The organism is Sphingomonas sp. 1F27F7B (genome assembly GCF_005503355.1).
In the GTDB taxonomy this organism is placed as follows: domain Bacteria; phylum Pseudomonadota; class Alphaproteobacteria; order Sphingomonadales; family Sphingomonadaceae; genus Sphingomonas.
Window position 1 is genome coordinate 217,314 of the sequence record NZ_SCMK01000006.1, and the last position, 22,270, is coordinate 239,583.

Annotated in this window: 5 protein-coding genes; 3 read left to right on the plus strand and 2 right to left on the minus strand. The window is 67.6% G+C overall.

The annotated features are described in order from the left end of the window. Positions 1-6: 6 nt before the first annotated feature. Positions 7-18,606, plus strand: a complete 18,600-nt coding sequence (locus tag FFS08_RS08240) for a YDG domain-containing protein (RefSeq protein ID WP_171012527.1) — start codon at positions 7-9, stop codon at positions 18,604-18,606. A gap of 115 nt (positions 18,607-18,721) precedes the next feature. Here the strand turns inward: FFS08_RS08240 and FFS08_RS08245 are convergent, their stop codons facing one another. Beyond that, positions 18,722-19,486, minus strand: a complete 765-nt coding sequence (locus FFS08_RS08245; RefSeq protein WP_249340980.1) for a kinase — start codon at positions 19,484-19,486, stop codon at positions 18,722-18,724. Between the two features lie 83 nt (positions 19,487-19,569). Between FFS08_RS08245 and FFS08_RS08250 the strand changes: the two genes are divergently transcribed. Together FFS08_RS08250 and FFS08_RS23420 are read left to right on the plus strand one after the other, a co-directional pair. Next, a complete protein-coding gene (locus FFS08_RS08250; protein WP_137861542.1) occupies positions 19,570-20,577 on the plus strand; it encodes a LacI family DNA-binding transcriptional regulator in 1,008 nt (335 codons plus the stop codon). An 82-nt stretch (positions 20,578-20,659) separates the two neighbouring features. After that, entirely contained in the window at positions 20,660-20,830 is a 171-nt protein-coding gene (locus FFS08_RS23420) for a hypothetical protein (RefSeq protein WP_171012528.1), read from the plus strand. Between the two features lie 18 nt (positions 20,831-20,848). Here the strand turns inward: FFS08_RS23420 and FFS08_RS08255 are convergent, their stop codons facing one another. Further along, positions 20,849-22,120 (minus strand): MFS transporter, encoded by a 1,272-nt coding sequence (locus FFS08_RS08255; protein WP_502702017.1) that lies wholly within the window; start codon positions 22,118-22,120, stop codon positions 20,849-20,851. Between the last annotated feature and the right edge of the window lie 150 nt (positions 22,121-22,270).

The following is a 22,270-nucleotide window of genomic DNA, read 5'->3' on the forward strand; positions in this document are numbered from 1 at the left end:
ATGATCATGTCCGCCCCCCGCCGCCGCAGCCGCCTCTTCACCACCTCGGCCTTTGGCGCGCTCGCGCTCGCCGCCGTCTGGGCCGCGCCCGCGCACGCCCAGCTCGTGCAGGGCGCCACGCCCGCGCAGAGCAACGGCGCGGGGCCGACGATCGACCAGTCGGTGCCGAACACCACCACCGTGACCCTGGGCGGCTCGCGCACGGTGATCGACTGGGACAAGTTCGACATCAACGGCGGCGACACGGCGAACTTCGTCTTCGCCAATCGGAGCGACATCGTGCTCAACCGCGTCGGCGGCGCGGCGAGCACGATCAACGGCAACCTCAACGGCACGATCGGCTCCACCGGCGGCGCGGTGGGCGGCAATATCTGGATCTACAACGCCAATGGCGTGGTGATCGGCGCCAATGCGCGCGTCAGCACCGGCGGCCTGCTCGTCACCACCGCGGCAGTGGACCGCGCGACCGATTCCTCGGCGGGCGGTTTCCTCGACGGCAGCTCGACCCAGTTCGGCTTCACCGGCGCTTCGAGCGACGCGGGCATCACCGTACGGAACGGCGCGCAGATCACCAGCCATGGCGGCGCGATCGCGCTGGTTTCCACCTCGGTCACCACCGAGGCGGGGTCGAGCATCTCCGCGCAGGATGGCGGCAACGTGCTTTACGGCGCGGCGGCCAAGTACAGGATCAGCTTCGCCCGGACCGGCGCCGACGATCTCGACCTGCTGAGCTTCGAAGTAGCAAGCGGAGCCGACGGCACGGGCAGTTCGGCCAATGGCGGCGATGTGCTTTCGCTTGGCGGCAGCACCAGCGGCAACCGCGTGTTCGCCGCGCTCGTCTCGAAGACCAATCTCTTCTCCCGCCTGCTGTCGACCGGGACGGTCACTGCCAGCACGGCGGCGCTCGACGAGACCGGCGCGATCGTCCTCACCACCAACCATAACATCGTGAACGGCGCCGCCAGCGCCACCGCCGTCGCCAACAATGGCGGCGCGGATATCGGCATAGGCAACAATGCCCAGAGCAGCTTTACGGCCCCGGCGATCACGATGCTCTCGAGCGATTCGATCACCAGCGGCGCTGCCATGACGGCCGTTGGCGGCACCGTCGACCTGACGGCCGAGAACGGTGTGCTCTGGTCCAATGTCCAGGGGATCACCGCGGGCACGCTCACGGCCCGATCGGGCGCCTCGATGCAGTTCACCGGCACCGGGAACGCGATCGACAAGATCGGCGGGCTGACCGCCGGCGGTGATATCTCCTTCTACAGTTACGGCACCAATACCAACATCGCCGGCGACATCGTCTCGCCCGGCAAGGTCAGCCTGAACGTTAGCACGGCCAGCGGCAGCGGCGTCATCCGCGCCGCGCATGCCGAGCTTTCCGGCGACGGCGCGTTCAACCTCGATACCGCCACCACGCTCGACTATGTCTACGCGATCAACCACGATCTCACGGTCAACAGCACCGGCGACCTGAACATCGCGCTCACCGGCACCGCGAACAACCTCGGCAACCGGGTATATCTGAACGCCGCCAACGGCGCGATCCACCAGAGCGCCGGCGGCGGCGTGCTGAACGGCACCGTGGTTGCGGGCGCGCGCGACGGCATCGATCTCAGCCAAGACAATCTGTTCAGCCAGGTCTTCGTCAGCTCGCTCACCGGCGCCACCATTAACGTCAAGGGCGTGAACAGCTTCGACATTGGCGGTCTCACCACCGGCGTGATCAACGTGACCTCGGGCGGCACCGTCGGCGCCGGCAGCGGATCGAACATCGGCACGCTCAACATCAATGCGGCCGCAATCAACATCAACCAGGCCGCGCTTGGCGCCGTCAACTTCGGCGACCTGATCACGACCAGCGGCGACATCGCCATCGCCACCGATTCCACTGTCGGCTTCAGCGGCACCGTCACCGCGGCGAGCGGCCATGACGTGTCGATCACTTCGAACCTGGGTACGATCAACCAGACCGCGGGCACGATCAGGGGCCGCCAGGTCCACATGTCGGCAGGCGGCTCGATCGTGCAGGGCCAGAGCGCGACGATCACCAGCACGGGGATGGGCACCGACTCCTTCGTGGCGGGCGACGACCTGATCCTTGCCGGCGCCAACAATATGGGCCTTTGGGGCCTTACTCTGGGTTGGGGCTCGGGCAGCGACGTCACCCTTCGCTCGGCGAACCGCATCTATTTCGACGGTGGCGCGACCCCGATCGGCACGCTGACGCTGATCGCCGACAATGGTAACATCCAGCAGGGCAGCGTCGCCTTCACCGCGAACACGCTCATCGCCAGCGCGACGCAGAGCATCGAGCTCGGCACCTCGCAGAACAACAGCATTGCCCATCTCGGCAATATCAGCAGCAGCACCGGCGATGTCAGCTTGCGCATGGGCGTGAATGCGCCCGTGTCGATCGACGGCACGATCAGTTCCACCACCAAAGTGCTTTTCACCGCCCGCGGTGCGGTATCCGGCAGCGGCACGATCGCCGCGCCGCAGACCTATCTCGATACCCAGAGCGGCGGCACGATCAACATCGCCGGCAGCACCACGCTGATCGGGCTGGGCACGGGCGGCGGTGGTCTGACCGTCAACGCCACGGGTGGGCTGGCGGTCAACACGACCGTCGCCGGCAACAACCAAGCGATCACGCTGAATGCGGCGGGCGGCGACATCATCCAGACCGGCGGCGCCGTCGTCGGCGTGTCGTTGCTGACCCTGAACGCCTCGGGCGACATCGATTTCGGTGCGGGAAGCTATATTTCCGATATCGTCGCGGGCTCGACGGGCGGCGGTGCCATCACCCTCAGCAATGCCGGCAGCACCAACCTGGCGGTCAGCACCACCGGCGCAGTCGATCTTACCGGCGGATCCTATAACGTCGCCGGCGCGAGCCATGCCGGCACGCTGACCGCCACGCTGAGCGGCGACCTGACGCTGGACATGGGCTCGGTCGGCAGCTTCGGCGCGCTGAGCGCCGGCGGCGACCTTTCGATCGCGCTCGACGGCAACATCAGGCTCACGGACACCGTCACGGCGGGCAACTCGCTGTTGCTCAACTCGCGCAACGGCGCGATCCTGCAGACCGGCGGCACGATCAGCCTGGGCACCGGCTTCGTCTTCCAGGCCGCAACCGGGATCGACCTGAACCGGACGGGCAACCATCTGGGCAACCATCTCGGTTTCTCGAGCGTCATCGGCGCCAACGGCAGCAACGTGGTGATCCGCGGCGACTGGGTGAATGCCGGTTTCTCCGGCGTGTTCGGCGATGTCCGCCTGTATGCCGAGAGCGGCGATGTCGTCGTGAACCCAGGCCTCGTCGCCAATTCGATAACCGCCGAGGCCGCTGGCGACGTCGGGATCGGCAGCCAATTCGGCAAGGCCGATGTCACCACCTATCATCAGTTGCTTGGCACGCACGTCACTGTCTGGAACGACGGCGACTTCACGGTCGATGGGGATGTCGGCCGAGCGGGCGGTGTGGTGACGCTGATCGCGGCGAACGGCACGCTCACCCAGGCCGCCGGCACGATCTTCGGATCTGACATTTCACTCCGCGCCACCAACTCGGTCCTCCAGTCCAGCGCCGCGAGCGTTCAGGCGGACATCGGTGGTGTCTTTTTGGGGGATTCCGGTGCTGACCTGAAGCTACTCGGCACCAACCGGCTCGAATTTAATTCATTCAACTGGGGCGCCAACGCCACCGTAACGATACGCTCGCTCGGCGATCTGCACTTCGACACCGTTGGCACCAACCCTTCTAACCCTGCCATCGGCGCGCTCACACTGATCTCGGACACGGGTAACGTCGACCAGTGGGGCAGCTTCAACGCTGCCTCGCTGAACGTCCAGGCGCACGGCGACATCACGCTCTACGACTCGAATTCCAGCACGGTGAATAAGGTCGGCAGCGTCACCGGCCTGACGAGCGCGACGGGCAACATCAGCCTTAGAGAAGACAATGGCTTTACCATCGATGGTAACATCAGCGCGGCGGCGGGCAACGTGTCCCTCAACTCCGGCGGGGCGATCGAAACCTATTCGGGCAAGCTTTCGCTCGGCGGCACGCTGGCGGTAACCGCCGGCGGCGATGTCTCGTTCGACGTGGCCGGCAACATCCGGCTTGGTGCCGTGGACACCACCATCGGCAGCGGCGGCAAATTCTACCTGGGCAGCGACAGCGACATCGCGCTGACCGGCGCCGTCAATACCGGCACGCACGACCTGATCCTGTCCACGAACGGCGGGGCGATCACGCGCAACGGCGGCACGGTTTCCAACAGCTTTCCGGCCACGACCTATGCCACTGCCTCCGGGGGAATCGACCTCGCCGGTGCCGGCGGCGTGAACATCTGGGCGACCTCGACCGGCGGCGGCGACATTCACCTCAGCGGCGACAGCTATATCGGCTTCTCGGTGAACACGACGGGCGACGTCACCATCGACAGCGCCGCCTCGGTCGGCAACAGCGGTGACGTGATCGCCCATTCGCTGGGGATCAACGCGGGCAACGGCATCAGCGTCTACGGCTCGAGCGCCACCGTCAATGTCGGTAGCTATCGCTATCTCACCACCGCGGCCGGCCAGATCGAGATCCAGACCCCGGGCGACATCCATCTCGACGGCGACGTAACGGTAGGCGCCTCCGGCAACGCCGACTGGATCCACCTCCAGTCGACAAGCGGCTCGATCCTGCAGAACAGCGGGAAGATCGCCGGTGGCTATGCCATCACCCTGGATGCGGCGCAGTCGATCATCCAGGATGTTGGTGCACAGGTGATCAGCAATGGTCCGGGCGGTTTCTACTTTAGCGGAACCGACGTGATCCTGCCCGGCGCGAACCAGATCGACGCGTTCTCCAGCTATACGGTCAGCCACGACTTCACGCTGCGCAACGCTGGCGACATCCTGCTGTGGGGCAACAACGTCACCAGCACCGGCGACTGGAATCTGACCTCCGACACCGGATCGATCTCCGGCGTCATCCTGGCGCACAAGCTGACCGCCACCGCCACCAATGGCTTTATCCGGTTCAACGACGGCAACAGCGAGATCGCCGAGCTCGGCGCGCTGACCGCGAAGAGCACCGGCGGCGACAACGACGTCTACATCTACTCCAATACGCTGCTCGCCCTGACCGGGAACATCACCGCCGGCGGCGTCAAGCTTTATGGGACGAGCGGGATTAACCAGACCGGCGGCGCGATCACTGCGGACCGTCTCTGGACCGGCACGAGCGGCAGCCCGCTGCTCCTCGGCGGCGCGAACAATTTCGGAACCCTGACGGAGGCTTTCCACCCGAATGGGGGGACCGTCACGATCCGCAACCGCGGGGACATCACGCTGCCGGGCGCGCAGAACAGTTTCGGCACGCTCACCCTGATCTCGGACCAGGGCAAAATCAGCCAGACCGATGCCATCACGGTCGCCACGCTCGTCGCTCAGGCCGCGACCGGCATCGACCTGTCGAACGCGTCCAACAACTTCACTACGCTGAACGGCCTCGTCACCACCGCCGGCGATATCCGGATCGGCGATACCGGCGGCTTCGCCATTGAAGCCGACATCAGCGCGGCTACCGGCACGGTGGCGCTCGCCAGCACCGGCGTTGGTAGCATCACCACCGGCACCACCACCGTTGGCTCGGTGACGACCCCGCACGGCAAGATCGATGCGGACACGCTGATGGTCAGCGGCTTCGCCGCCACGCTGTACGCGAAGGACGACATCAAGCTCGGCAATTCGACCGTGAGCAACGGCCTGACCATCATCGCCGATCACGATCTCGACCTAGCCGGGACGATCAATGCCTCCGCCAGCCTGATCGCCAAGACCGGCGCGATCACCCAGAGCGGCGGCAGCTGGAACTCCGGCGTCTTCGGCGCCGCGTCGGCAGCCGGGGACATCACGCTCCTCCAGGGCAATCGCTTCGGCAGCTTCAACGCCCAGTCGAGCGGCGGCGGCACGATCCGCCTGAACAATGCGAACAGCGCGGCGCTGAACCTCGGCCTCACCACCACGGGCAGCGCCGCCGTCACCACCGTCGGCGCGCTGAGTTCGAGCGGCATAACCGCCGACAGCCTGTCGGCGAGCGCCAACGCGATCGACCTGACCAGCAATGTGAACGTCAACAGGTTCACCGGGCTCGCCGCGGTGGGCGGGGACATTCGCGTCACGGTGGCCCATGGCTTCACGATCGAGGGCGACGTCACTGCCAGCAGGGCGACCGGGAAGATAATCGACCTCTGGGCGAATGGCGGTGCGATCACCCAGACCACCGGCACGATCTCCGCCTATGGCGTGACGTTGCGCGCCACCGGCAACGTGATGCAGGCCAGCGACGGCAAGGTCGATGCCAATGCCACCACGTTGGGCGGCGCCAACCTGTATCTGACGGGTGCCAACAGGTTCGGCCTCGGCACGGCAACCGCCATTGATTCGGCCGGCACGGTGCAGCTGCGGGGCGACGGGCTGTACCTGCAGTTCCTCAACCCGGCGGGCAACGTCACGCTCACCGCGACGGCCGGCGACATCCAGCTCACCAGCGACGGACTCACGGCCAGCTCGCTGACCGCGAACGCCAGCGGCGCGATCCAGATGTCCAACGGCACCAGCCATGTCGGGACGATCCATGGGCTGAGCGGAACCAACATCAGCTTCACCGGCGACGCCTTCACCATCGACGGCGATATCACGGCCGACGCCGCCACTGGCATCGTCAGCCTGACGGCGGACAGCGGGGACCTCAGCCAGGCGGCGGGCACGATCTCGGGCGCCTATGTGAACCTGACGTCGAACAACAGCTCGGTGCTGCAGGATGCGGCCGCGAAGGTCGTGGCAGGCAACGGCCTGGCCGTCACCAGCGCCCATGGCGACATCGCGCTCAAGGGCGCGAATGATTTCAACGGCACCAACGGCAGCACGCAATTCATCTATGGCAGCGGCAAGAACGTCTGGATCCATAATCTCGGCAGCATCGCCTTTACCGGCGGCACCGTCGGGGCGCTCAACCTGTTCTCCGACAATGGCGCGATCACCCAGGCCGGCGCGATCACCGCGGCCAGCCTGAACGCCGGCAGCGGCACGGGCATCACGCTGAATAGCCTTGGCAATGCGATCAGCGCGGTCGGCATCCTGAATGGCGGGTCCGGCGACGTCACCTTGCGGACCAGCACCGCGCTCACCCTGGTGGGCGATGTCACCGGCGGCACGGTCACACTGACCGGCAGCAGCACGATCGTCCAGAATGCCGGCACGATCACGGCGAACAATTTCACTGCCAACGGTACGGCTCTCGCGTTCAACGGCACCAACCATGTCGGCCAGATCGACGTCCTGAACGCCAGCGCCGGCAGCGCCTCGTTCATGAACCGGGGCGACATCCTCATCGGCGGCCATGTCAGCGCGACCCTGGATGTGTCCCTGACCTCGCAGATCGGCGCGATCGGGGGGGCAGGCTATGTCTCGGCAACCGGGCTGAACCTTTCGGCCGCGCGGAACATCACGCTCGAGAATGCAGCGAACACGTTCAACAGCCTGACGCTCTACGCCATGGCCGGCGACGTATCGCTGACCAACCATAACGGCTTCCAGATCGCCGCCGGCGGCGTCAACGCCGACATCCACAGCGTGACCTTCGATCTCGGCGGCGGCGCGCTCACGGCATTCGACGCCAACAGCAAGATCACCGCGGGCCGGCTGAACCTCACCGGCAACGGCAGCTCCGCCACCGTCTATGGCGGCAGCACCTTCGGCCTGGGCGACATCACGCTCGGCACCGGCACGCTCGATGTCACTGTGGCGGGGAATCAGGATCTGACGCTGGGCGGCGACATCCTCGCCCGCATCGTCTCGCTTTCGAGCGGGGGGACGATCACGCAGAGCAGCGGCGTGGTGACGACCGGCACGCTCAACCTGTCGTCGCATGGCGCGATCTTCTTCGACAGCGCCAACAATGTCGCCGGCATCGGCGCAGTCGACACGCATGGCCCGGGCGATTTCGCTTTCCGCAACGCCGGCGACCTTGTCCTCACCGGGGCCGTCACCGTGAACAAGGCGACGCTGAACTCGAACACCGGCTCGGTCACCGGCAGCGGGCTCACGGCAAACACGCTGGTGGTCGACGCCGCGACGGGCATCAACCTTTCGGGCAGCCTCGCTTTCTTGCGGGATCTGACGAGCGCCACCGGCGGGATCGACATCACCAGCACCAGCGGCGTGCTGAACCTCTATGGAAGCATCAACAGCGGCCTCGCCGGCACGACGCTCAGCGCCGCCGGGATCACCCAGACTTTGGGGATCATCACCGCCGGCACGCTGACTATTTCCTCGACCGGCGATGTCGATCTGACCAAGGCGAACCAGGTCCAGAGCACCGGCACGATCAGCACCGGCACCAACTTCTTCCACTTCGCCAACGCCGGCGGCTTCAACGTCGGCGGTTCGATCATCGCGGGCAATGTGGAGCTCACGGCCGGGGGAACCGGCTCGATCACCCAGACCAGCTCCACCGTTGCCGCGGCGACGCTGACGGCGACGGCGGGCGGCGACATCAGCTTCAACCGCGCCAATGCGGTCGGCCTGTACAATATCCGGGCCGGCGACGGCCGCACGATCACCCTGCGCAACGCCGGTAACCTGCAGGTCAAGGCGATCACCGCGCAGGACGGCACGGTGAACCTGGCCTCGAATATCGGGTCGGTCGACCAGCAGGCCGGGTCCGGCAATTCGATCTCGACCGGTCGGCTGAATGTCGATGCCGCGACCGACATCGTTCTCGCCGGCGACAATTTCGTCGATACGCTCGGCAATCTGAGCGCGGGCGGATCGATCACCTATGACGGCCATGGCTTCACGACGCTGGGCGGCAACGTCCATGCAGGCGGCGCGCTGACCATGAACGTTACCGGCACGATCCACCAGAGCGCGGGCACGATCACCGCGGATCACCTGGATCTCACCGCCTTCGGCATCGAACTGGCGAGCGCGAACGATATCGGCTCGACCACCGCCAGCAACTTCACTGCGACCAACAACGTCACCGCCTTTCCGATCCTCTTCCGTTCGGCGAACGCGATCCTGCTCGGCACGATCAGTGCGCAGGGCTCGGTCTCGCTCATCGCGGACAGCGGCGGCATCACGCAGACGGGCACGATTTCGGCCGCCATGCTCGATGCGAAGGCCATTGGCGGCGATATCGTGCTCGACCAGAACAATGCGATCGGCACGCTCAACGGGATCAGCGCGGGTGGCAGCTTCACGCTGAAGACCAACGGCGATCTGGCGCTCAACGGCGAGATCGCGGCGCCCAATCTGGTGAAGATCACCGCTGGCGGCGCGATCACCCAGGACGTCGATCATTCCGCGATCACGACGGCGAGCCTGCAGGCCGGCGGCGCCACGGGCATCTCGCTGCTCGGCGCGAACGACGTTGCGGCGGCCGACCTGAACGGCAATGGCAACGACCTGCGCTTCCGCAATCTCGGCAACATCTCGATCGGCTCGGTCAATGCGGCCGGGCACATGATCGAGCTGGTCTCCGACACCGGCACGATCACGCAGAGCGACCCGGTCAACGGTGCGCTGATCGGCTCGCTGATCGTCAACGCGGCCGGCGGCGCCACCCTGCTGGGCAGGGACAACCAGATCGAGCATCTCGACGTGATCAGCGGCGGCGATGTGAGCATCGCCAGCGGCTCCAACGGCTATGGCGGCGTCATGACCGTCGACCGGATCGCCGCGGCGGGCCGGCGCGTATCGCTCACCAACAGCGTCGCGGCGATCAACGGCGGCAACATCGCCGCGGATTATCTGTACCTGTTCGGGCTCGGCGTCGATCTCACCGCGGCCGCCAGCAATGTCGGCACGCTCAACGCGCACACGCCCGGCGGGAATCTTGCCTTCACCAATACCGGCAATCTCCTGATCGACGGGATCGTGACCAACGGGGCCACCGACGTCACGCTGCGCAGCGAGCAGGGCGGGATCACGCAGGCGAACAATGCAATCGTCACCATCCGCGGGCTCACCGCCTATGGCCGTGACGGCGTCAACCTGGCCGGCACGATCGACCGGATCGCCGGGCTCTCGGCGGGCACCGGCGCGGACGTATCGGTCTCGTCCGACCATGCGCTCGAAATCACCGGCGACATCGCGGCACGGAACGTCACGCTCCTCGCCAATAACGGGTTCGGGCCGAATTACGGCGCGATCACCCAGACCGGCGGCAGCATCACCGCCGACAACCTCACCGCCAGTGCCTATGGCGTGATCGATCTGCAGCGCGCCAACCATGTGGGCACGGTCAAGGGACTGACTTCGCTCACCGGCACTACGATCAGCCTGACCAACCAGGGCGATCTGGCGCTCGACGGCAACGTGACGGGCGGCGCTCTCAACTTCGACACCGGCTCCGGCCGGCTGGAGCAGATCAGTGGCACGCTCTCGGGCGGGCGCGTCGCGGTCACCGCGGGCGACGTCGTGCTCGACGGGGCCAATACGGTCTCCGAATATTATCTCGCCTCGACCGGCGATGCGACGCTGCGGGCCACCGGCGCGCTGCGGATCGGCGGCCAGGCAAATTCGATGACGGCGCGCGCGGGCGGTGCGATCACGCAGCTCAGCGCGCTCTTCGTCGGATCGCTCGACGCGAGCACGACCAGCGGCGGCATCAGCCTCAACCTCGCCAACCGTATCGGCACGATCGCCGGGCTGAGCGGTTCGAACGTCTTCGTCCACAATGTCGTCGACCTGGATATCGCCGGCGACGTGGACGGGGGCAGCCAGGCCTATTTCCTCGTTGACGGCAGCCGGATCACCCAGAGCGCGGGCACGATCTCGGCCGGCAACGTCACGTTTTCCGCGGGCGCCGGCATCGACCAGGCCTCGACCGCCAAGATCATCGCGAGCAGCTTCAACGGCACCGCCGGCACCGGCCTGTCGCTGGCCGGCGCCAACCAGATCGACAGCGCCACGCTCTCCACTTCCACCGGCAACCTGCTGTTCCGCAACCACGGGGATCTCGACGCCGCCGCCTTCAGTTCGCCGGGCGACCTCACGCTGATCTCCGATACCGGCTCGATCACTCAGTCGGCGGCGCTGTCGATCGGCGGCGCGGCGAGTTTCCGCGCGGCGGGCGACATCACGCTCGCCAATGGCGCAAACAGCTTCCTGTCGCTGGGGCCGATCAGCGCCGGCGGCGATCTCGACCTGCGGGCGGCCAACCTGAAGCTGGACGGCAACGTCACCGCGCGGAACATCTGGTTCCAGACCGCGGGGGACCTGGTCCAGCAAGGCGGCATCGTCACCGCCGACAGCCTGGGCGCCATCTCCAACGGCCAGATCAGCCTCGGCAACGCCAACCAGATCGCCACGATCGGCGAGTTGCGCGCGCGGGCGGGCGACCTGACGCTGCACGTCACCGGCGATGTGAGCCTGACCAACGCAGTCGCCGCGTCGGGCAATCTCGTGACGCTCACTTCCGACACCGGCGGGATCACCCAGGCGAACAATCCCGATGCCGTGATCTATGGCAGCAGGCTCAACGCGCGCGCCGGCGGCGACATCCTATTGGGCGGCGCCAACCAGTTCGGCGTGCTCAGCCTCGACCTGACGGGCAGCGCCACCGTCAATGTCGTCGGCAACCTCATGCTGGCCGACACCGTCGACGTGGGCGGCGACCTGTCGCTCACCTCGGGCGGGCGGATCACCAGCTACGGCATGACCGGCGGGGTGACCGGCACGCTGCGCTCGCACGCCCAGAGCGGCATCGCGATTGCGTTCAACAGCGGCGATGTGGGTGCGTTCGGCGACCAGATCACCAGCTCGGGCGATGTCGGCCTCCTGGCCGAGCATGTCCGCCTGACGGGCGCGGTCAGCACCAGCGGCGCGTTCAGCGCGGATGCGATGGCCGGATCGGTCAGCCAGGCCGCCGGCTCGGTCATCACTGCAGCGAGCGCCTCGGGCTCCGCCACCGGCGATATGCTGCTGGGCGGCGGCAACATGATCGGCGCGATCGGCAACCTGTCCGCGGCCGGCGACCTGACCGTCAGGACCGGAGGCGGCCTCGCCATCACCGGCCCGGTCAGCGCGGGATCGAGCGCGGCCATGACGCTGATCGCGGGCGGGGACATCGACAATGGCGGCACGGCCGCGGTCTCCGGCGGCACGCTGAGCGCGTCCGCGGCGGGCCATTGGGTGCAGCTCTACGGCAACGGGCTGGTCTCGTTCACCACGCTCGGCGACGCGAGCGCCGACAATTTCGTGCTCTACAACAATGGCGCGATCGATCTCGCCGGCAATATCGTGGTGACCAGCGGGATGGTCCTGGACGCGACCGGCGCCATCACCCAGTCCGACGGCAATCTCACGGTCCGTTCGCTGTCGCTCTACGGCCGCGGCGGCGTCACGGCCGACCGGGAGAATCACGTCGTCCGGCTGCAGGGGAATACCTATTCCAGCGCCGCGTTCCGCTTCACCAATGCCGGCGACCTGACGGTTCTGGGCAATATCGGCAGCGGCGACGTCACGCTGAACGTGGACGGCGACCTCACCGCCAATGCCGGGATCAGCACGCTGGGCGTCATCACGCTCAACGCCAACGGCATCCAGGCCGGCGAGCTCTGGGGCAACGACGTCATCGTCAATGGCGGCGCGCACGACGTGCGCATCGGCCGGATCCTCTCGCAGGACGATGTCGCGGTGACCGGCACCGGCTATGTCAGCGTCGGCTCGCTCGACCTGCTCGGCGGCACCGATGCGGCGGGCGACGGCTATAATGTGCGGATCTCGGGCGGCGACGTCACGCTGGGCGCCGCGAGCGGTGCCATCACGGCCTCGAACTATCTCAGCTATGGGGCGGGAGTCACGCCCGGCTCGGTCATGATCCTGGCCACCGGCAACGCCACCGTCGGCGTCACGGATGCGAATGCCGCCATCGGCATCGCCGCGACCGGCGACGTGCATGCGGAGTCGCTCGACGCGCTGCGGATCGCCGGCGCCAGCGGCGCGAACGTCACGCTGATCGCGGGCACGGACCTGACGCTGTCGGGCAACCTCGTCGCGGGCCGAGACCTCACCGCCACCGCGACGGCGGGCGATGTGCTCGGCGCATCCGCCCGGCTCGGCGCGGGCCTGACCGCGGACGGCACCCTGACCGTCAACGGCGCCAATATCGCGTTGCTCGAGGCGAGCAGCCGCTATGACCTGAAGCTCAACGGCACCGGCATCGTCGATGTCGGCCTGGCCTATGTCGGGCGCAACTACACGCTGAAGGGCGCCAGCTTCCTCGGCGCCGCGCTCACGCCGGTGGGCGGCCGGACGGGCGACTGGCACCTGACCAGCCTGGGCGACCTCGACCTGGGCGGAGCCACGCTCGAATATCCCGGCAGCATCGACTTCCAGGTCGCCGGCATGCTCAGCAACGGTACGATCCAGTCGCTCACCGGCGCGGTGACCGGTTCGGCCAACGCGGTCGACGTCTACGAACTGCTCGGCGCGGTGGGGGTCGGCGTCTCCTCCACCATCGGCGCGTTCAACCTCTTCCACGGGGCTGGCGGTACCGGCGGCTTCGATATCGAGAGCGCCACCGCGATCCGCGTGGCCGGCAGCATCGAAGCGAACGGCAATGTGCGCCTCGCCGCCGCCAATGGCGATGCGACCGCCGGCTACATCACCTCGGGCGGCGACATTACGGTTTATGCCCAGGGCGGCGACGCAGTGCTGCGCCGGTCGACGCTGACCGGCACGACCGGCGACCTCACCGTCGAGAGCACCAGCGGCAACGCGGTGCTGGGCGAGGACGGCGCCGTCGGCATCGGCAACGACCGCTATTTCGAGCGGGCGACGGGCTCGACCGGCTCCGCCCATGTCCGGGGCCTCACCGGAGCGTTCGTGAACCTCGATCATTCGGCGACGCTGGATCAGGTCATAGCGAACGACGCGGCGGTGACCGTGCTGCACGGCAATCTCGCGATCGGCGAGCTTCGCGCCGACACCGGCAATGCCAGCGTCTATCTCGCCGATGGCGCGCTCACCGTGAACACGGCGTCGGGCGACACGGTCGATCTCGAGGCGCGGGGCGGCAACCTGACGCTCGGCAGCGGCGGGATCAGCGCGAACGACATCTATCTGAACAGCAACCGCACGATCGACACGACTGCGGTCGCCAACCTCTCCGCCGGCAATTATCTCTACATCGATGGCGGCACGGTGTTGGCGGCTGCGCTCGATTCCGGCGGCGATGTGGAACTCTACAGCAGCACCGGCGGGATCACCATGGGGGCGCTGACCGGCAGGCGCGATGCGACGGTCAGCGCGGCCGGGGATCTCAGCATCGAGCGGATCGCGCTGGCGGGCGGCGGCCAGTTCGCCGCGGGCGGCACCGCCACGGTGCGCAGCCTGACCGCGCCGGGCGGCTATGCGCTCGCCGCGATGGGCAATGTCACGCTGGGTGCCGATGCCGGCGCCGTCGCGAGCGCGTCCAACATCGCCGAAGCGGGCGGGAGCCTTGGCGGCTGCGGTTGCGGCACCGGTGGCGCAACGGTCGTCTCGCTCGGCGGCAATGTGACGATCAACCTGTTCAGCGTGACCGGCGTATTCGACACGGTCGCCGCCGGTAGCGGCAATGTCGATGTTCGCGTCGCCTCGGGCGATCTCGGCATCAACCTGCTCGCCGGGCACGACATCACGGCGTTCACTCCCGGGCTGCTGAGCCTGACCCGAGTGGAGAGCAGCGGCGGCGACTATACGCTGACCGCCGCCGATTTCGGCGGCGACGCGCTGCATCCGGTGTTCGGCACCAGCGGCGCCACTGCGCTCGGCAACGTCACCATCATCGACACCGCGGGCGATCTCGGCGCGGGCGGATGGCTGATCGCCGCGGGCGACATCCATGTGGAGGCACGCGGCGGGGCGATCACCGGCGGGATGATCCTCGACGCGCAGGGCGACGTCACTGCGATCGGGCAGGGCATCCGCCTGGGCCAGGTTACCGGCCGTGACGTCACCATCGATGCGGGCACCGGCACGGCCGATATGGTCGGCACGGTCAGCGTCGGCCGCGACTACACGCTCGCCGGCGGCGATTTCGTGGGCAATATCCTGGCAGTGGGCGGCGCCCGGGCCGGCTCGCTCGCCGTCACCGACACGGTGGGCGACTTCGACCATGGCGCGGCCGACTTCGCCTTTGGCGGCGCGATCTCGATCCGGGCGCAGCACGGCCTGCTCAGGATCGGCAACCTCCAGGCGGGCAATGCGATCACGCTCGAAGCAGGCGGCGACCTTGAACTGGCCAGCGCGGCGCTGACCGGCACCGGCGCCAATGCGCTGTCGCTCACCGCGGGGGGAGGGCTGGTGTTCGGCGCCGCCGACGCAGCTTCGATCGCAGTCGGCAATGTCTTCACCAATGCCGGCAGCGCGCTGACCGGCACCGGCCTGGCGGCCAGCAACGGCGCGATCGCGATCAATCTCCAGCAGGCTGACCGGCTCGGCAATATCGATGGCGGCACGGTGCAGGTTTCGGTGCGCACCGGCGATCTCGCGATCGGCAATATCGACGCGGCGGGCGCGATCGCGCTCCAGGGGCCGACGGGCACGCTCAGGCTTGGCAACGTGACCAGCAGCGCCGGCCATATCGACATCCTCGGCCAGGGCGATGTCAGCACGGGCGACCTGTGGGGCCGCTCGGTCGTCAATCTCGGCGCGGGGGGAGGCACCGGCGCCGGCAATCTGCGTTTCGGAACGGTCACGGGCGGCGACGTGGCGCTAACGGCCGCGGGCGGGATCGGCGGGGCCGGCGTCTCGGCCGCCACGCTGGCCGTGGTGGCGGCGAACGGCGACGTCGATCTCGATGTGAACGGCGTCGGTTCGCAGGTCGCCAGCCTGGGCACGGTGACCGTGGCCAATGGCGGTTTCAAGCTGCGAAACCTGCAGAATCTGGGCCTGGACGGCCTGATCGAAGTCGGCGGCACGCTCGATCTCCAGGTGACGGGCGCGCTTAGCCAGAACAGCCTCTACATCGTCGCCAATCGCCTGCAGGGCGGCGCCACCGGCGGCGCGGTGCTGGGTGGAGACAATCGCATCGGCATGCTCGGCAGCTTCGACGGCAACGGCTTCAGGCTGAACAACATCTCGGCGCTGGCGATCGACGGCATCGTTCAGGGCAATGGCGGCGCGGTGACGATCGCCTCGCATGGCGGCATGACGATCACGGCCAATGGCCGGATCCTCTCGGCGGCAGGCGGGGACGCGATCACGCTCGCTTCCGACGGGCTGTTCACCAACCGGCGCGGCGCCGATGCGCTCGCCGCCACTGCGGGCCGCTGGCTGGTCTATACCCAAACCGGCGCCACGCCGGGCCAGTCCGATCCGAACAATGATTTCGGCGGCCTGGCGGGCACCAGCTATTACGGCGACGCCTATGATTTCGGCACCGGCAGCTTCGCCGCCGCGCCGAATGCGGGCAACCGCTTCGTCTATGGCTACCGCCCGGTGCTGACGGTGACGCCGGACAGCTTCCACGTCACCTATAATGGCGCCGTGCCGACCCTCACCGCGACGATCACCGGGCTGGTGAACGGCGACAGCGCGAGTGCGGCCTGGTCGGGCGCGGCGGCGCTCAGCGGCGCCGGCCGCAACGCCGGGACCTATGCGGTCTATGCGGCGCTCGGTTCGCTGGCGTCGGACATGAACTATGCCTTCACCTTCGGCGCAGGCACGGTGGTGGTCGATCCCCGCGTGATCAGCGCGATCCTCACCGCCGACAACCGCGTCTATGACGGCACCGCCAACGCCACCGGCAGCTTCACGCTGACCGGCCTGGTCGATGGCGATCAGGTGGCGGCGAGCGGCGTCCTCGCCTTCGACAGCAAGAATGCCGGCAAGCGCATAGCCACGGCGAGCGGCATCACCCTGTCGGGCGCGGATGCAGGCAATTATGTCGTCAACACGACGACGACTGCGCTGGCGGACATCCTCGTCAAGACGATCACCGCGACGCTTTCGGCCAATGGCCGCACCTATGACGGCACCACCGCCGCCACCGGCAGCCTGGCGCTTAGCGGCCTGATCGGCAACGATCAGGTGAGTGCGAACGGCACGCTGGCGTTCGACAATAAGAATGCGGGCATCGGCCGCAACGTCACGGCGAGCGGCATCACCCTGTCGGGCACGGATGCGGGCAACTATGTCGTCAACACGACGGCGACTGCGCTGGCGGACATCCTCGCCAAGGCGATCACCGCGACGCTTTCGGCCAATGGCCGCACCTATGACGGCACTACCGCCGCCACCGGCAGCCTGGCGCTGAACGGCCTGATCGGCGGCGATCAGGTGGCTGCGAACGGCACGCTGGCGTTCGACAACAAGAATGCGGGCATCGGCCGCACCGTCACGGCGAGCGGCATCACCCTGTCGGGTGCGGATGCAGGCAACTATGTTGTCAACGCGACGACGACTGCGCTGGCGGACATCCTGGCCAAGACGATCACCGCGACGCTGGCTGCCAATGGCCGCGTCTATGACGGCACCACCGCCGCCACCGGCACGCTCGGCCTGAACGGCGTGGTCGCGGGCGATGCCGTGTCGGCCGGCAGCACCGGCATGGCCTTTGACAGCCGCAATGCGGGCGTCGGCAGGACAGTGACGGCGAGCGGCATCACCCTGTCGGGCGCGGATGCGGGCAATTATGTCGTCAACACGACGGCGACTGCGCTGGCGGACATCCTTGCCAAGGCAATCACCGCGACGCTGGCTGCCAATGGCCGCGTCTATGACGGCACCGCCGCCGCCACCGGCACGCTCGGCCTGAACGGCGTCGTCCTGGGCGACCAGGTCGGAGTGACGGCCGGCGGCATCGCCTTCGACAGCAGGAATGCCGGCAATCGCACGGCCACGGCCACCGGCCTGGCGCTGAACGGCGCCGATGCGGCGAACTATACGATCAGCGGCACCGCCACCGGCACCGCGACGATCGCGCAGCGGGCGATCACCGCCACCGCGACGGCGGACAGCCGCGCCTATGACGGCACCACCGGCACCACCGGCCGGATCGCGCTCACCGGCGTGATCTCGGGAGATGCGGTGACCGGCACCGCCACCTATCGCTTCGCCGACGCCAATGCCGGCAGCGGCCGCGCGGTGCAGGTGAACGGGCTGGCGCTGTCGGGCGTGGACGCGGGGAACTACACGGTCTCGCTGACGGGCGGGCCGGTGATCGCCGACATCACGCGCCGCACGGTGACCGTCTCTGCCAACAATGCGACCAAGCTCTTCGGCCAGCCCGATCCGGTGTTCGGCTACACCATTTCCACCGGTTCGCTGGTAAATGGTGACGGCTTCACCGGCGCGCTGGCGCGCATGGCCGGCGAGCAGGTGGGCAGCTATGCGATCGGGCAGGGAACGCTCGCGCTGTCGGCCAATTATCTGCTCACCGTGATCCCGGGCACGCTCGTGATCAGCTTCACCAAATCGGGCGCCGATGCCAGCGACGCCCTCAGGATGCTGCGAACCGGCGTCGACGGCGGCTTCTCGCTCAACCAGGACCCTTCCCGGAATCTCGAGGGCGATGGCAAGAGCGAGGGCGCGAACGGCGGCGGCAAGTAGCAAGAGAGCCCGCGCGGTTCGGCTGCGCGGGCTCTCGGCCCTTTTCGGGGGGCGGGCGCCGCGCGAGCCGCGGCGCCCAACGAAAGCGGGCAGCCCGCCATGTCGAGCTGCCCAATTAACCTGGATCAATCCTCGGCTGCCGATCGGCGTCGAGCCGCAGCGTCAGATCGGCCCAGGCATGGCCGTGGCGCAGCATATGCCGAGTCAGCCGCTCATAATGCTGGACGAAGCGCCGGACCTCGGCATCGGACATCGGTCCGCGCGCGGCATGTTCCTGCTCGATCCGCCAATCGGCCACTACCTCGAAGCCGGGCGCCTCGAGGAAGACGAGCTGGTCGATCCGTGCCCAGAGCGCTTGATAGGCACCGGCCAGCTGGTCGTTCACCCAGCGCCGCCAGCGGCCGTCCGGATCGTGCACGCGTTCCAGCTCGTTGATCGGCTGGGCGAGCTCCGCAGGGGCCTGTGGCCGAGCCCCCACGCACCAGCCCTCCAGGATCAACATCTCGGCCGGCCCGGGAACCTGCTCGGACGTGCGGGGCTCGTCGCGCGCCTTGTCGAAGCGGGGGAGCAGGGCGGGGCCGTGCGCCAGCGCTTCGATCGCCGCCAGCCCGGCGGGAACGTCGTGCGTGCCCGGCACGCCGCGGGTGCGCAGCAACGGGTGGACGGTCTCGGCGAGCCGTTGCCGGGCGGCACCGTCTAGATAGAGGTCGTCGAGCGACAGCACGGGGCAGCCAAAGTGGGTGGCGAGGGCTTGTGCGATCGTCGACTTGCCGCTGCCCTGCGCGCCGGCGATGCCGAGCACAAAGGGTCGCCGCGCGCCCGGGCGGAGCCGTGCCGCGACGATCTCGGCCATGGCGGGAAGGGGCGGTGCGCTGTCCATCACCCCGCTTCTTAGCTTGCGCACTGCCAGCGCTGTCAAATATGGCTTGTACAGGCCGGGGCTGCATCCCGGCGGGGAAAGTGATGTCCAGCCGTCCCACGATCAAGGAAGTGTCGAAGATCGCCGGCGTGTCGTTCAAGACCGTCAGCCGCGTGCTCAACAACGAGAAGCATGTCAGCGAAGAGACGCGCCGCCGCGTCGAGGAAGTCGTTGCCCGGCTCAACTTCCGGCCCAGCCACGCCGCTCGCACGCTTGCCGGGCGCAAGTCGTTCCAGGTCGGCCTGCTCTACGACAACCCCAGTCCCTATTACATCTATCACGTCCAGACCGGCGCGCAGCAGCGCTGCACCGAGCTGGGCTATCGCCTGCTGCTCCAGCCGATCGACAGCCAGTCGCCCGATCTCGTCTCGAACGTGCTTGCGCTGATCGACGAGACGCATCTCGACGGCCTGATCCTCTCGCCGCCGGTGACCGAGGCGACGGCGCTGCTCGACGAGCTCGACCGGCGCGGACTGCCCTATGTCCGGATCGCGCCGGGCACGCGCAAGGATGCCGGCATGTCGGCATCGATGGACGACGTCGCCGCCGCGCGTGAGCTGGTCGGCCATCTGATCGGGCTTGGGCATCGCCGCATCGCGATGATCCGCGGGCTCGACAGCCACGCTTCCTCGGCGGATCGCCTGGCGGGCTACAAGGCCGAGCTCGAAGCACATGGCATCGCCTTCGATCCTTCGCTCGTCGCCGCCGCGGAAAATGACTTCGCCTCGGGCGCAGCGGCGGCGCGCGCGCTGCTGGCGCGCAAGGACCGGCCGACCGCGATCTTCGCCGGCAATGACGACATGGCGGCGGGCGCGCTCGCAGTGGCGCATGAGAGCGACATCGACGTGCCGGGCCAGCTCTCGATCGCGGGGTTCGACGATTCGGACCTGGCGCGCGCGGTGTGGCCGCCGCTCACCACCATCCGCCAGCCGGTGCACGAGCTCGCTTCCGCCGCGGCCGAGCTGATCCTCGGCGGCAGCGCGCCCCAGCCGCGCGTCACGCTGGGCCATCAGCTGGTGGTGCGGGCGAGCACCGGGCCAGCCGCCCGGTAACCAAGGCCTGTCCCGCCGCCGGACACTGGTTAACCAAAGGTAATGCTGGCGGCAAAGGTTAAGAAGTCGTTAACTGCTGGCCATGCAACGCCAGCTCGTGCTCGAGGGCTACGCGCCCCGCCGCCACCCGTTCCGCCGCCACGTCCGCCGCGCCGTGGCGCAGCAGCGCAAGCTGCGGGACGACAGCGACGTCAAGCTCTTCGCATTGAGCTTCACGGCCTTCTTCGTCTGCTTCTTCACCTTCATCGCCTGACGGCGAGGGCCTGCCGGCTCAGGGCAGCACGTCGGGCACGTGGGGCGCGTCCTCGGCCTTGTAGAGCCGGTTCGCGCACCAGGCCGAGGCAAGGCAGAGTACCACCACCACCAGGATGCATTCGGCCACGCCGACTCCGGGGATCTTGCTCACCCCGAAGATGCCGACCGACCCGAACACCATGAAGCCCGCATTGACGATGTTGTTCGCCGCCACGGTCCGCGCGGTCTGCGACTTTTCGACGGTGGTGGTCAGAAAGGCATAGAGCGGCACCACGAACATGCCGCCGGTGATCGCAATCGCGATCAGCAGCCCCAGCACCGCCCAGCCCAGCGGCATCATCACGAACTCCGCGGTCTTGATCAGCGGCCCGTCGTGCACCGGCCAGAAGCGCGCGACGAAATAGAAGGCGATCACGAACACCATCATCGTCAGCACCGAGCGCACGGCGTATTTCGCCGAGACATGGCCCTTGAGCAGCCGGTTGATGATCACCGATCCGATCGCGATACCCACCGAGAAGATGCCGAGGAACACGCTCGCCACGTCCTTCTGGGCATGGAAGACGTTCTTGACGAGCGGGGGGAAGAGCACGCCCAGCACCGCCGCGATCGTCCAGAACACGCTGATCGAGATGATCGCGAGATAGAGGCGGCGGATGTGCATGGTGGCCGAGATCAGCCGCCAGGAAGCGCGGAAGATGTTGTAGTCGATCTTGAGCGTGGTGAGCGGCGGGGCGGGGGGGATCCGCAGCGAGGCGAGCCAGCCGATCACCGCGACGCCGATCACCGCGAACGCGGCGGCCTTCGCGCTGATCACGCCGCCGGCGATCGTGCCGCACAGGATGGCGATATAGGTGCCGGCCTCCACCATGCCGGTGCCGCCCAGCACTTCGTCTTCCTTCAGATGCTGGGGCAGGATCGCATATTTGATCGGGCCGAAGAACGCCGAATGGATGCCCATGCCGACCAGCGCGACGAGCATCAGCTCCAGATTCTTGAGGAAGATGCCCGAGGCGCCCACCAGCATGATGCCGATTTCGGCGGCCTTGATGATCCGCATGATCTTCGCCTTGTCATACGTGTCGGCGAGCTGGCCGGCGAGCGCGGAGAAGAGGAAGAAGGGCAGGATGAAGATGCCGGTGGCGATGGCGCTGAACCGGGTCTCGTCCTCGACCGAGTTGAAGATCTGGTAGGTCGCGAAGAAGATCATCGCGTTCTTGAACAGATTGTCGTTGAACGCGCCGAGGAACTGGGTGACGAAAAGCGGCAGGAACCGGCGCTCCCGCATCAAACCGAGCGCCGCACCATGCATAAGCTGACCTTCACCTCTGTATGCGGGTTTTCCCGCTGATTGACGGGTGGGCATAGCCGAGCGGGATGCGCGGCGGCAATCGGTTAATGGGTTTCCATCTGCTCCCCTTCCTGGGAGGGAGGGGAG

Bases quoted from the DNA above. Each gene is read 5' to 3' on its own strand.
- FFS08_RS08255 (WP_502702017.1), bottom strand. From the start codon at position 22,120: ATGCGGGAGCGCCGGTTCCTGCCGCTTTTCGTCACCCAGTTCCTCGGC.
- FFS08_RS23420 (WP_171012528.1), top strand. From the start codon at position 20,660: ATGCAACGCCAGCTCGTGCTCGAGGGCTACGCGCCCCGCCGCCACCCG.
- FFS08_RS08245 (WP_249340980.1), bottom strand. From the start codon at position 19,486: ATGGACAGCGCACCGCCCCTTCCCGCCATGGCCGAGATCGTCGCGGCA.
- FFS08_RS08240 (WP_171012527.1), top strand. From the start codon at position 7: ATGTCCGCCCCCCGCCGCCGCAGCCGCCTCTTCACCACCTCGGCCTTT.
- FFS08_RS08250 (WP_137861542.1), top strand. From the start codon at position 19,570: ATGTCCAGCCGTCCCACGATCAAGGAAGTGTCGAAGATCGCCGGCGTG.